Raw genomic sequence first — 12,397 nt, 5'->3', positions numbered from 1 at the left:
GCACGCTAGCGCATATGACCGCACGCAGCATGGCCCGACCACATGACGGAACACCCGGCTCCGCCGCCTCCGACCTGCTCTCCCCCGACGAGGAGGGGACCGAGTGGGTCGCCGCCTCCCACGGACCGGTCACGGCCGATCAGCTGCCGCCGCCCCGACTGGCGTTCGAACGGCAGACCTGGAAGGAGATCGCGCATCTGCTGGCGAATCTGCCGATGTCGATAGCCGGGTTCCTCTATGTGCTGACGACCGTCTCCATCGGCGCCGGCCTGGCCGTGACCGTGGTCGGCCTGCCCTTGCTGGGCCTCGGCCTGGTGGGGGCACGTCAGCTGGGCAGGGCGGAGCGTGCCAGGGCCAGGGCCCTGCTGGCGGTGCGGATCGACGAGCCGAGTCGGCTGCCGCTGGGCCGCGAGCGCGGGCTCGGCCGGCTGTGGGCGAGCCTGAAGGACCCGGTCGCCTGGCGCACGGTCCTGTACGAGGCGATACGGCTGCCCTGGGGCGTCCTCACCTTCGCGGTCACCCTCGTCTCGCTGATCGTCCTGTGGCCGGTGCTCCCGTACATCGCACGCGGTCTGACGCATGTGGACCGCTCGATGGTGCGCGCGCTGCTGTCCCCGTCCGACGAGCTGGAGCGGCGGATCGCCGAGCTGGAGTCGGACCGCGGCGTCGTCGTCGACACCGCCGCCGCCGATCTGCGCCGTATAGAGCGCGACCTGCACGACGGCGCCCAGGCCCGCCTGGTCAACCTGGCCATGGGGCTCGGCCTGGCCAAGGAGAAGCTGCTGGAGGGCCGGGCGGACGACACGGTCGCCGCCATGGTCGGCGAGGCGCACGGCGAGGTGAAGCTCGCACTTCAGGAGCTGCGCGATCTGGCGCGAGGCATCCACCCGGCGGTCCTGACCGACCGCGGACTGGACGCGGCCCTGTCCTCCGTGGCCACCCGCTGCACGGTCCCGGTCACGGTCGACGTCGACCTGCCCTCCCGGCCCGCCGCAGCCATCGAGGGCATCGCCTACTTCACCGTCTCGGAGCTGCTGCAGAACATCAGCAAGCACAGCGGCGCGCGGTCCGCATCGGTCGAGGCGCGGCGGGCCGGGGACCGTCTCCTGATCCGGGTGTGGGACGACGGACGCGGCGGCGCCCGCCTCGACGGCGGCACGGGCATGGCGGGGCTCGCCGAGCGGCTCGACGCGGTCGACGGGCTGTTCACGGTCGACTCGCCGGCGGGGGGTCCGACGACCGTCACGGCGCAGCTGCCGTGGCGCGACAGGACGGACTGATCCCCGGCCCGCCCCTCGGGGTGGGGAAAACCCCCGCATCGGAACGCCGACACGCTCCATGGTCCCGGCGCCGTCCGGCCAGCACTGTTGAGGTACGACGGCAACGAGAAGACGGGAAGACGCCGATGGCCACGCAGTACCGGCAGAGCAACGGGCACGGATACGGGTTCCGGGGGACGGGGTCCGGAGAGCCGCGGCACCTCATTCCGGCGGGCCTGCGCGCACCGTTCGAGGCGCGCACCTGGCGCGAGTTCGGCTATCAGATGCTGAACCTGCCGGTCGGGATCATGATGTTCGTGTTCTCCGTGACGATGCTGTCGCTGGGCGCCGGTCTGCTGGTCACGTTCATAGGCGTTCCGGTGCTGGCCGCCCTGCTGGTCGGCTGCCGCGGTCTCGGGGTGATGGAGCGGGCCCGGGCCCGGGCGCTGCTCGGGCTGGAGATCGCGGAGCCGGAGCCGGTGCGGACGCGCAAGGGCGGCCCGCTCGCCTGGGCGGGCGCGGTCCTGAAGAGCGGCACGTCCTGGCGGCACCTGCTGTACGCGGTGGTGCACTTCCCGTGGGCCGTCTTCGGCTTCTGCGTGGCGTTGACCTTCGGCACGTACGGATGGGCGCTGCTGACGTATCCGCTGTGGCGGTGGGTCTTCCCGCTGTACGTGGGTGTCGGCGGGCTCCAGCCCTTCGGCGACGACTACCACACCGTCCGCCTCGACAGTCCGTTCGAGGTCACGGTGACGGCGCTGGTCGGGCTGCTGATCACGCTGGCGATGCCGTGGGTGATCCGGGCCCTGTCGAGCGTGGACCGACTGCTGGTGCAGGGCCTGCTCGGTCCCTCGTCGCTCGTCAGCCGGGTCGTCGAGCTGGAGTCGGACCGCGGTGCCGTCATCGACACCGCCGCTGCCGATCTGCGCCGTATAGAGCGCGACCTGCACGACGGCGCACAGGCCCGTCTCGCACATCTGGCCATGGGGCTCGGGCTCGCGAAGGAGAAGCTGGCGGACGACCCCCAGGCGGCGGCGCGCATGGTGGACGAGGCGCACGGCGAGGTGAAGACGGCGCTCCAGGAGCTGCGCGATCTGGCGCGAGGCATCCACCCGGCGGTCCTGACCGACCGCGGACTGGACGCGGCCCTGTCCTCCGTGGCCACCCGCTGCACGGTCCCGGTCACGGTCGACGTCGACCTGCCCTCCCGGCCCGCCGCAGCCATCGAGGGCATCGCCTACTTCACCGTCTCGGAGCTGCTGCAGAACATCAGCAAGCACTCCCGGGCGACCCGGGCCACGGTGGATGTGTGGAAGTCCCGGAGCCGGCTGCTCATCCAGGTCACGGACAACGGCGAGGGCGGCGCCACGGCCTCCGAGGGCTCCGGGCTCGCCGGGCTGGCCGGACGTCTGGGCGCGGTCGACGGCATCCTCGTCGTGGACTCCCCCACCGGCGGGCCGACGCGGATCACGGCGGAACTTCCCTGGCGCGACTGACGGCCCGGCACCGCCCATGGCCCGGCACCGCCCCATCGGTGCACGGCGTTGTCCACACTCCCGACGTTTTCCACAGCCCTGAGCGGCATGGTCCACCAGCTGGAATGCTGGAGCCCGTCATCAAGGGGAGAACGGGCAACGGGGGCCGAGAACCATGGAGAACAAGGTGCGGGTGGTCATCGCCGAGGATTCGGTGCTGCTCCGAGAGGGCCTGACCCGGCTGCTGACCGACCGTGGACACGAGGTGGTCGCGGGCGTCGGGGACGCGGAAGCCCTGATCAAGACGATCACCGGCCTGGCGGGCGACGGGACACTGCCCGACGTCGTGGTGGCGGATGTGCGCATGCCGCCCACGCACACGGACGAAGGGGTGCGGGCCGCGGTGCAGCTGCGCCGGGAGCATCCGGGACTCGGCGTGCTCGTGCTGTCGCAGTACGTGGAGGAGCGGTACGCCACCGAGCTGCTGGCCGGGTCCAGCCGTGGCGTCGGCTATCTGCTGAAGGACCGCGTGGCCGAGGTCCGTGAGTTCGTGGACGCCGTGGTGCGGGTGGCCGAGGGTGGGACGGCACTGGACCCGGAGGTCGTGGCGCAGCTCCTGGGCCGCAGCCGCAAGCAGGACGTGCTGGCCGCGCTGACGCCGCGCGAGCGGCAGGTCCTGAGCCTGATGGCGGAGGGCCGTACGAACTCGGCGATCGCCAGGCAGCTCGTGATCAGCGACGGAGCGGTGGAGAAGCACGTCAGCAACATCTTCCAGAAGCTGGGCCTGTCGCCCAGTGACGGGGATCACCGGCGTGTTCTGGCCGTCCTGACCTATCTGAACTCCTAATGGGCTGACACTGTGTCAGATGGAGGTGTCGCGGCCCCACCGATCCGCCGGATCGAGTGAGCCACGAGGCCTCCCAACCAACGGTGGACGGGGCGCGTCTTACGGATGGAGCCCGGGAGGGCGAACAAGACATGACAAACACCGGTGCCAGGCCGTCTCAGAATTGCGTCCAGCATGCGAGCGGTCGGGGGAAGGCGACCCTTACCGACGTAGGGTGGGGCCTGGGGAAGCCGGTCGGCCGGCGCTCCCCCGACAGCCGCCCCAAGGGAGGTCCAGTTCAGTGACCAGCCAGGTCAGCAGTCCAGCCGAACAGGCCGACGGGACCCACGTCGGTGGGCAGCGCGCGCCGCTGTCCGGGGCGCCGGGCGAGAAGGAGATCCGCAAACTGGACCGGGTGATCATCCGGTTCGCGGGTGACTCCGGTGACGGCATGCAGCTCACGGGGGACCGTTTCACGTCCGAAACGGCGTCCTTCGGCAACGACCTGTCCACCCTGCCCAACTTCCCGGCCGAGATCCGTGCCCCTGCCGGGACGCTGCCGGGGGTTTCGTCGTTCCAGTTGCACTTCGCGGACCACGACATCCTCACACCGGGTGACGCGCCGAACGTCCTGGTCGCGATGAACCCGGCCGCCCTGAAGGCCAACATCGGCGATGTGCCGCGCGGCGCGGAGATCATCGTCAACACGGACGAGTTCACCAAGCGGGCGATGGCCAAGGTCGGCTACGACAGCTCGCCGCTGGAGGACGGCTCGCTGGACGGTTACAGCGTGCACCCGGTCCCGCTGACCACGCTGACCGTCGAGGCGCTGAAGGACTTCGACCTGTCGCGCAAGGACGCGGGCCGGTCGAAGAACATGTTCGCGCTGGGGCTGCTGTCGTGGATGTACCACCGGCCGACCGAGGGCACGGAGAAGTTCCTGCGGCAGAAGTTCTCCAGGAGGCCGGAGATCGCGGAGGCGAACATCGCCGCGTTCCGGGCGGGCTGGAACTTCGGCGAGACGACCGAGGACTTCGCGGTCTCCTACGAGGTCGACCCGGCGGTCCGGGCGTTCCCCCCGGGCATGTACCGGAACATCTCGGGGAACCTGGCCCTGTCCTACGGCCTGGTCGCGGCGAGCCAGCAGGCCGATCTGCCGCTCTACCTGGGCTCCTACCCGATCACGCCGGCCTCGGACATCCTGCACGAGCTGTCCAAGCACAAGAACTTCGGTGTGCGGACCTTCCAGGCGGAGGACGAGATCGCCGGTATCGGCGCGGCGCTGGGTGCGGCCTTCGGCGGCTCCCTCGCGGTGACGACCACCTCCGGCCCGGGTGTGGCGCTGAAGTCGGAGACGATCGGCCTGGCGGTCTCGCTCGAGCTGCCGCTGCTGATCATCGACATCCAGCGCGGCGGCCCCTCGACGGGTCTGCCGACCAAGACGGAGCAGGCCGACCTGCTGCAGGCCATGTACGGCCGCAACGGCGAGGCGCCGGTGCCGATCGTGGCGCCGAAGACCCCGGCGGACTGCTTCGACGCCGCTCTGGAGGCGGCCCGGATCGCCCTGACCTACCGCACCCCGGTCTTCCTGCTCTCCGACGGCTATCTGGCCAACGGTTCCGAGCCGTGGCGCGTCCCCGACCTCGACGAACTGCCCGACCTGCGGGTTCGGTTCGCCCAGGGCCCGAACCACACGCTGGAGGACGGCACCGAGGTCTTCTGGCCGTACAAGCGCGACCCGCAGACGCTGGCCCGGCCGTGGGCCATCCCGGGCACCCCGGGTCTGGAGCACCGCATCGGCGGCATCGAGAAGCAGGACGGCACGGGCAACATCTCCTACGACCCGGCCAACCACGACTTCATGGTGCGCATCCGCCAGGCCAAGGTCGACGGCATCGACGTGCCGGACATCGAGGTGGACGACACCACGGGCGACGCGGAGCTGCTGGTCCTCGGCTGGGGCTCGACCTACGGGCCGATCACCGCAGCCGTACGCCGGCTGCGCGCGGCCGGTCTCAGCGTGGCGCAGGCCCATCTGCGTCACCTGAACCCGCTGCCGGGGAATCTCGGCGACGTCCTGAAGCGTTACAAGAAGGTGGTGATCCCCGAGATGAACCTCGGGCAGCTCGCCACGCTGATCCGCGCCAAGTACCTGATCGACGCACAGTCCTTCACCCAGGTGCGTGGCCTGCCGTTCAAGGCCGAACAGCTGGCCACGGTTCTCAAGGAGGCTCTCGATGGCTGAGACGACCACCAAGGAAGGCACCGGAGCCATCGAGGCGCTGACGCTCGTGCCCAAGGCCGAGGCCAAGCAGTCCATGAAGGACTTCAAGTCGGACCAGGAAGTGCGCTGGTGCCCGGGATGCGGTGACTACGCGATCCTCGCCGCCGTGCAGGGCTTCATGCCGGAGCTGGGGCTGGCGAAGGAGAACATCGTCTTCGTCTCCGGCATCGGCTGCTCGTCCCGCTTCCCGTACTACATGAACACCTACGGGATGCACTCGATCCACGGCCGCGCCCCGGCCATCGCCACCGGTCTCGCGTCCTCGCGCCGCGACCTGTCGGTGTGGGTCGTCACCGGCGACGGCGACGCGCTGTCGATCGGCGGCAACCATCTGATCCACGCGCTGCGGCGGAACGTCAACCTCAAGATCCTGCTGTTCAACAACCGGATCTACGGCCTGACCAAGGGGCAGTACTCGCCCACCTCCGAGGTCGGCAAGATCACCAAGTCGACACCGATGGGATCGCTCGACGCGCCCTTCAACCCGGTGTCGCTGGCGATCGGCGCGGAGGCGTCCTTCGTCGCCCGCACCATCGACTCCGACCGCCAGCACCTGACCGGCGTGCTGCGCGAGGCGGCGGCCCACCCGGGCACCGCGCTCGTGGAGATCTACCAGAACTGCAACATCTTCAACGACGGCGCGTTCGACGCCCTCAAGGACAACCAGCGTGCCGACGAGGCCCTGATCCGCCTGGAGCACGGACAGCCCGTCCGCTTCGGCAAGGACCTGTCCAGCGGTGTCGTACGGGACGCGGCCACCGGCGACCTCAAGGTCGTGACGGTCACGCCGGAGAACGAGGCCCAGGTTCTGGTGCACGACGCGCATTCCGCCTCGCCCACCACGGCGTTCGCGCTGTCCCGTCTCGCCGACCCGGACACGCTGCACCACACCCCGATCGGGGTCTTCCGCTCGGTCGACCGCCCGGTCTACGACACGCAGATGAGCGATCAGCTGGACGCCGCCATAGAGCAGAACGGCAAGGGTGACCTCTCGGCGCTACTCACCGGGAACGACACCTGGACGGTCGTCGGCTGACGCCACGACACCGCCCACCGGGGCCCGGACCGCATCGGTCCGGGCCCCGCGCTTTTCACCCCCAGGGCGGGCGCCACACCCCCGCGCCCCAAGGCTCAGTGCCCCCGAGCCCCGAGTCCCGGCGCCCCGCGCAGCGCTAGGCGCGTGTCGCGTCGTACGTCTCGCGCGCCTTGAGCACGGCGTCCATCCGCCGCTCGGTCCAGCCGGCCAGCGATCGGACCTGCTCGGCGGCCTCCCGGCCGAGGTCGGTGAGCGAGTAGTCGACGCGCGGCGGGATGACGGGCTTGGCGTCACGGTGCACCAGACCGTCGCGCTCCAGCGTCTGCAGGGTCTGGGTCAGCATCTTCTCGCTGACCCTGCCGATGGCGCGGCGCAGCTCGCTGAAGCGGTACGCGCGTTCCAGCAGCGTGATCAGCACGAGCACGCCCCAGCGGCTCGTCACATGCTCCAGGACGAGGCGGTACGGGCACATCGCCTCCCCGTCGATCTCCTTCTTACTTACGGCCATGCCAGTACCTTACTTCAAAGTGGGTACTTTCCAGCAGTTAGTGCCAGACCTAGGGTGAGTGTCAGACGCACCTCAAGAGGAGATTTCAGACATGAGCATCGTCGTCACCGGCGCCACCGGACACCTCGGCCGTCTCGTCATCGACGGACTGCTGGCCGCCCGGGTCCCGGCCGAGCAGATCACGGCCGTCGTGCGGAGCAAGGAGAAGGCCACCGACCTGGCGGCACGCGGCGTGACCCTGCACATCGCGGACTACAACACCCCCGAGACCCTGCGCGGTGCCTTCGCGGCGGGCGACCGCGTGCTGCTGATCTCGGGCAGCGAGATCGGGCAGCGGGTACCCCAGCACCAGGCGGTCGTCGACGCGGCCCGCGCGGCGGGCGTGGCACTGCTCGCCTACACCGGCGTACTGGGCGGCCCGGACGCCGACTTCCGGCTGGCCTCCGAACACAAGGCGACCGAGCGGGCGATCCTCGACTCCGGCCTCCCGTACGCCTTTCTGCGCAACGGCTGGTACCACGAGAACTACACCGAGAACCTCGCCCCCGCCCTTGCCCACGGTTCCGTGGTCGCCTCCGCAGGCGAGGGACGGGTCGCCTCGGCCGCACGCGCCGACTACGCAGCTGCCGCCGTCGCCGTACTGACCGGGACCGGCCACGAGAACAAGGCCTACGAGCTGAGCGGCGACACCGCCTGGTCGTTCGCCGAGTACGCCGCCGAGGTGGCCCGGCAGTCCGGCCGGGACGTCACCTACGCGAACGTTCCCGGGGAGCAGCACCTCAAGGTCCTCACCGGTGCGGGCGTTCCCGAGCCGGTCGCGGCGATCCTGGTCGATGTGGACACGGCGGTCGAGCGCGGACTGCTCGCCCGGAGCACCGGGGACCTGGCGCGGCTCATCGGACGCCCGACGACGCCGGTCTCCGAGGCCATCAAGGTGGCCCTGACGGACTGAAGCGCCGGCCCGATCCGCGCACACCGGCGGGCGGCGACCGCACGGCCATGACCGACCGGCACGGGCCGCTCGCCCCTGCGCAGCCACACTCGCTCACAGCAGGTGAGCACAGCACTCCACTCCGAATACGTCATCACCGTATGGCGATACGGTGATGACATGGAAGGGGTGGCGGCGCTACCTTTCGCCTGGGCTAGGACAGGTGGCTGCGCAGAGCACGACAGGGGCAGCCGGGTGAGTGAGGAGGGGGCCCGTGCGCTCCGAGGGCGAGCTGCGCTCCAGAGGCGAGCAGCGAATAGGTCTGCTGAACGGCTTCGCGGCCTACGGCATGTGGGGACTCGTCCCCCTCTTCTGGCCCCTTCTGAAGCCGTCGGGCGCCATCGAGATCCTGGCCCACCGTATGGCGTGGTCGCTGGTCGTCGTCGCCGTCGCGCTGATCGTGATGCGGCGCTGGGCCTGGGCGGGGCAGCTGCTGCGGCAACCGAGGAAGCTGGGGCTGATCACGGTCGCCGCCGCGGTCATCACCGTGAACTGGGGCATCTACATCTGGGCCGTGAACGCGGGCCACGTGGTGGAGGCCTCGCTCGGCTACTTCATCAATCCGCTGGTCACCATCGCGATGGGCGTCCTGCTGCTGAAGGAGCGGCTGCGGCCGGCGCAGTGGGCGGCCGTCGGGGTCGGCGTGGCGGCGGTCGTGGTGCTGACCATCGGCTACGGCAGGCCGCCGTGGATCTCCCTCTGCCTCGCCTTCTCCTTCGCGACGTACGGACTGGTCAAGAAGAAGGTCAATCTGGGCGGCCTGGAATCGCTGGCCGCCGAAACGGCCGTGCAGTTCCTGCCCGCGCTCGCGTATCTGCTGTGGCTGGGCGCGCACGGCGGGTCGACGTTCGGCACGGACGGCGGCGGGCACGCGCTGCTGCTCGCGGCGACCGGACTGGTGACGGCCATACCTCTGGTCTGCTTCGGCGCCGCCGCGATCCGGGTGCCCCTGTCGACGCTGGGGCTGCTGCAGTATCTGGCGCCCGTCTTCCAGTTCCTGATCGGCATCTTCTACTTCCACGAGGCCATGCCCGTCGAGCGCTGGGCCGGATTCGCGCTGGTGTGGCTGGCGCTGTCCACCCTGACGTGGGACGCGCTGCGCACGGCCCGCCGGGCGCGCAGGGCGAGGGCGGTTCTGGAGGCGCACGGCGTGCCGGCGCCGAAGGGCACCGCGGGGGTCGTACGGAGCGCTGACGTCGTGGACCCGCAGGCCGCGGCGGTCGATGTGGCGCCGGCGGCGAAGCCGTAGGACACAGGAGCAGGTACGCCCCCGCGGAAACGCAGCGTGTGGCGGGGAATGACCGGGCGACCAGGCCGCGTTACTTCCTTGCATGTGCATGTAAGCACCGTCATCCGCCGCGAGGGAGAGCCCGATGGCCCGCACGTTCCTGTTCCTGCTGGGCAGCAGCCGCACCGAGAGCAACACGGAGATGCTGGCCCGCAAAGCCGCCGAGCAGCTGCCCGGGGACGTGGAACAGCGCTGGCTCCGCCTCGCCGATCACCCCCTGCCCGAGTTCGAGGACCTTCGCCACGACAGCGACCACCGGCGGCCGGTGGACGGTCATGCAGCGCTGCTGCTGGACGCGACCCTGGACGCAACCGACATCGTCGTGGCGTCCCCGCTGTACTGGTACTCGGTGTCCGCACCCACCAAGCGCTACCTGGACCACTGGTCCGGCTGGCTGCGCGTCCCCGAGATCGGCTTCAAGGCCACCCTGGCGGGCCGGCGCCTGTGGGGTGTCACGGCGCTCGCGCACCAGGAGGAAGAGGTCGCCGCTCCCCTGATCGGCACCCTGCACCACACGGCGGCGTACATGGGGATGCGGTTCGGCGGTGTGCTGCTCGGCAACGGCAGCAAGCCGGGCGACGTCCTCGCCGACACGGAGGCCCTGACGCGCGCGAAGACGTTCTTCGCGCAGGAGCCGCCGGTGGCCCGCTTCCCCTACGAGGAGGTCTGATCCCTACGCCGTGATGTCCTTCGCCGTGAAGCGCGCCCACGCCGCCGACCCGAAGACGGCGGCGTACAGGCCCTGCAGCTCGAGGTTCTTGAGCAGGCCGTCCCAGTAGACCGGGTCGCGCATGAGATCGGCGAAGGACAGCCAGTAGTGCGGGAAGAGATAGGGCTGCACCGCGTGCAACTGCGGTATCTGATCCACGATCTGCACCGTGATGAGCAGGCCGACGGTCGTCGCCATCGCCGCGATGCCGCTGTTCGTCAGGGTGGAGATGAACAGACCGAGCGCCGCGATCCCGATCAGTGACGCCGCGACGACCAGGGCGATCAGCAGGGCCCGCAGCAGCCCGTCGCCGAAACCGATGCGGGTGCCGGAGATCGTGGTGACCTCGCCGAGCGGGAAGAGCAGCGACCCGACGGCGAGCCCGGACGCCGCGACGACGAGCGTGGCGATCAGGCAGAAAGTCATCGTGGTCGCGTACTTGGCGACCAGCAATCGGGTGCGCCCGGCGGGCGCCACGAGCAGATAGCGCAGGGTGCCCGCGCTCGCTTCTCCGGCGACGGAGTCGCCCGCGACCACGCCGACCGCCATGGGCAGGAAGAACGGCAGTGTCGCGGCGAGACCGGTGAACGCCAGGAACAGGCCGTTGTTGGTGATCTGCGTGATGAACGCCGGCCCGCCGCCGCCTCCTCCCGCACCCCCGCCGCCGTCGCCGGTCTCCAGCTTCACCGCGATCCCCACCAGGACGGGCACCGCGGCCAGCACTCCGAGCAGCGCCAGCGTCCGCCAGCGGCGGAGTGTGGTCGTCAGCTCGCTGCGGAACAGGCCGAGCGTCCACATCCGTCGTACGACGGGCGCCCCCCGAACGGTGTCCGGAGCACCGGCCGGCGCGTCAGCCCGCGACATCGAAGCCCTCCCCCGTCAGTGCCACGAACGCGTCCTCCAGCGAGGCGCGTTCGACGCCGAAGCCGCGTACCCGGACCCCGGCGGTGACCAGTGCCGCGTTCAATTCGGCGAGGTCCGTGTCCGGCGGCTCACCGGTCACCCGTTCCTCCGTCACGGCCAGATCGGTCACGCCCCGCTCCTTGAGCACGCGGGCCGCGTCGCCCGGATCGGGCGTCGTGACCACGAGCCGGCCGCGCGCCCCGGACGCGAGGTCGGCCACCTTGCCCTGGGTGATCAGCCGGCCGCGCGCCATCACCGCGGCGTGCGTGCAGACCTGCTCGATCTCGTCGAGGAGGTGCGAGGAGAGGAAGACGGTCGTGCCGTCGGACGCCAACTCCCTCACCAGTGAGCGGATCTCCCGCATGCCCTGCGGGTCGAGACCGTTGGTCGGCTCGTCCAGGACGAGGAGCCTGCGGGGCTGGAGCAGCGCGGCCGCGAGGCCGAGTCGCTGCTTCATCCCCAGCGAGTACGCCTTCGCCTTCTTGCCCCCGGCCGCAGTCAGACCCACGCGGTCCAGGGCGGTCCCGACCCGGGCTCGCCGGGTGCGCGGATCGGCGGTCGGGTCTGCGGCGTCGTACCGCAGGAGGTTGTCCCTGCCGGACAGGAAGCCGTACAGCGCGGGGCCCTCGATGAGGGCGCCGACCTGCGGCAGCACCGTGCGCGCGGCGCGCGGCATGGGGCGGCCGAGCACCTGGGCGGCACCGGACGTCGGCTCGATCAGCCCCATCAGCATTCTGATGGTGGTCGTCTTGCCGGAACCATTGGGCCCCAGGAAGCCGAACACGCTGCCGGCCGGGACCGTCAGGTCCAGCCGGTCGACGGCGAGCTGCCCGCCGCGGTACCGCTTCGTGAGCGCACGGGTGGTGATCACCGTGCCCTCCGCCGCCGCGGTCGGCTCCTCCATCGACTCCCCCAACCGTTCCCGTACCTCATTCTGCTCGGCGGCCCGGCGTGGGTGCGTCCGCCGCCGGACAGGTCGCCGGGGCGCCGACCCGAGGTCGCCCGTGGCCCGCCGACGCCGTGCGGCCCGTGGCCCGCCGACACCATGACGCCCGAACAGCGCCACCGCAACGGCGTCACGACGCCGCCGACGCCGCGTCACCACGGCTGCGCCGCCG

Annotated in this window: 11 protein-coding genes; 8 read left to right on the top strand and 3 right to left on the bottom strand. The window is 70.7% G+C overall.

From position 1 onward, the window contains the following. Positions 1-14 precede the first annotated feature (14 nt). The 5 genes from ACWCP6_RS03450 to ACWCP6_RS03430 all read left to right on the top strand — a co-directional run bounded on the left by ACWCP6_RS03450 (position 15) and on the right by ACWCP6_RS03430 (position 6,880). On the top strand, positions 15-1,280 hold the full coding sequence (locus ACWCP6_RS03450) for a sensor histidine kinase (RefSeq protein ID WP_450930648.1): 1,266 nt from the start codon (positions 15-17) through the stop codon (positions 1,278-1,280). A 125-nt stretch (positions 1,281-1,405) separates the two neighbouring features. Continuing rightward, positions 1,406-2,755: a sensor histidine kinase gene (locus tag ACWCP6_RS03445; RefSeq protein ID WP_450930647.1), complete on the top strand. Its 1,350-nt coding sequence runs from the start codon at positions 1,406-1,408 to the stop codon at positions 2,753-2,755. A 154-nt stretch (positions 2,756-2,909) separates the two neighbouring features. Beyond that, positions 2,910-3,581: a LuxR C-terminal-related transcriptional regulator gene (locus ACWCP6_RS03440; RefSeq protein ID WP_450930646.1), complete on the top strand. Its 672-nt coding sequence runs from the start codon at positions 2,910-2,912 to the stop codon at positions 3,579-3,581. A gap of 280 nt (positions 3,582-3,861) precedes the next feature. Continuing rightward, positions 3,862-5,805, top strand: a complete 1,944-nt coding sequence (locus tag ACWCP6_RS03435) for a 2-oxoacid:acceptor oxidoreductase subunit alpha (protein ID WP_450930645.1) — start codon at positions 3,862-3,864, stop codon at positions 5,803-5,805. Further along, positions 5,798-6,880 carry a 2-oxoacid:ferredoxin oxidoreductase subunit beta gene (locus tag ACWCP6_RS03430; protein ID WP_450930644.1) on the top strand — a complete coding sequence of 361 codons (1,083 nt, stop codon included), beginning with the start codon at positions 5,798-5,800 and terminating at the stop codon, positions 6,878-6,880. The genes ACWCP6_RS03435 and ACWCP6_RS03430 overlap by 8 nt, the downstream gene beginning before the upstream one ends. 136 nt (positions 6,881-7,016) lie before the next feature. Here the strand turns inward: ACWCP6_RS03430 and ACWCP6_RS03425 are convergent, their stop codons facing one another. Beyond that, on the bottom strand, positions 7,017-7,388 hold the full coding sequence (locus tag ACWCP6_RS03425) for a winged helix-turn-helix transcriptional regulator (RefSeq protein WP_450930643.1): 372 nt from the start codon (positions 7,386-7,388) through the stop codon (positions 7,017-7,019). Between the two features lie 91 nt (positions 7,389-7,479). Here ACWCP6_RS03425 and ACWCP6_RS03420 point away from each other — a divergent pair, with 91 nt between their 5' ends. The 3 genes from ACWCP6_RS03420 to ACWCP6_RS03410 all read left to right on the top strand — a co-directional run bounded on the left by ACWCP6_RS03420 (position 7,480) and on the right by ACWCP6_RS03410 (position 10,337). Continuing rightward, entirely contained in the window at positions 7,480-8,340 is an 861-nt protein-coding gene (locus tag ACWCP6_RS03420; RefSeq protein ID WP_450930642.1) for an SDR family oxidoreductase, read from the top strand. Positions 8,341-8,668: 328 nt separating this feature from the next. Further along, positions 8,669-9,628 carry an EamA family transporter RarD gene (gene rarD / locus ACWCP6_RS03415; protein WP_450931092.1) on the top strand — a complete coding sequence of 320 codons (960 nt, stop codon included), beginning with the start codon at positions 8,669-8,671 and terminating at the stop codon, positions 9,626-9,628. Positions 9,629-9,752: 124 nt separating this feature from the next. Further along, positions 9,753-10,337, top strand: coding sequence for a flavodoxin family protein (locus ACWCP6_RS03410; protein ID WP_450930641.1), 585 nt, complete (start codon positions 9,753-9,755; stop codon positions 10,335-10,337). A gap of 3 nt (positions 10,338-10,340) precedes the next feature. On the opposite strand, the gene ACWCP6_RS03405 is transcribed toward ACWCP6_RS03410, so the two are convergent. Together ACWCP6_RS03405 and ACWCP6_RS03400 are read right to left on the bottom strand one after the other, a co-directional pair. Further along, on the bottom strand, positions 10,341-11,240 hold the full coding sequence (locus ACWCP6_RS03405) for an ABC transporter permease (RefSeq protein WP_450930640.1): 900 nt from the start codon (positions 11,238-11,240) through the stop codon (positions 10,341-10,343). Next, positions 11,227-12,183, bottom strand: a complete 957-nt coding sequence (locus tag ACWCP6_RS03400) for an ABC transporter ATP-binding protein (protein WP_450930639.1) — start codon at positions 12,181-12,183, stop codon at positions 11,227-11,229. The genes ACWCP6_RS03405 and ACWCP6_RS03400 overlap by 14 nt, the downstream gene beginning before the upstream one ends. Positions 12,184-12,397 lie beyond the last annotated feature (214 nt).

The sequence above is a fragment of the Streptomyces sp. NPDC002004 genome (assembly GCF_053593975.1).
This window is presented reverse-complemented; position numbering and strand designations above follow the sequence as displayed.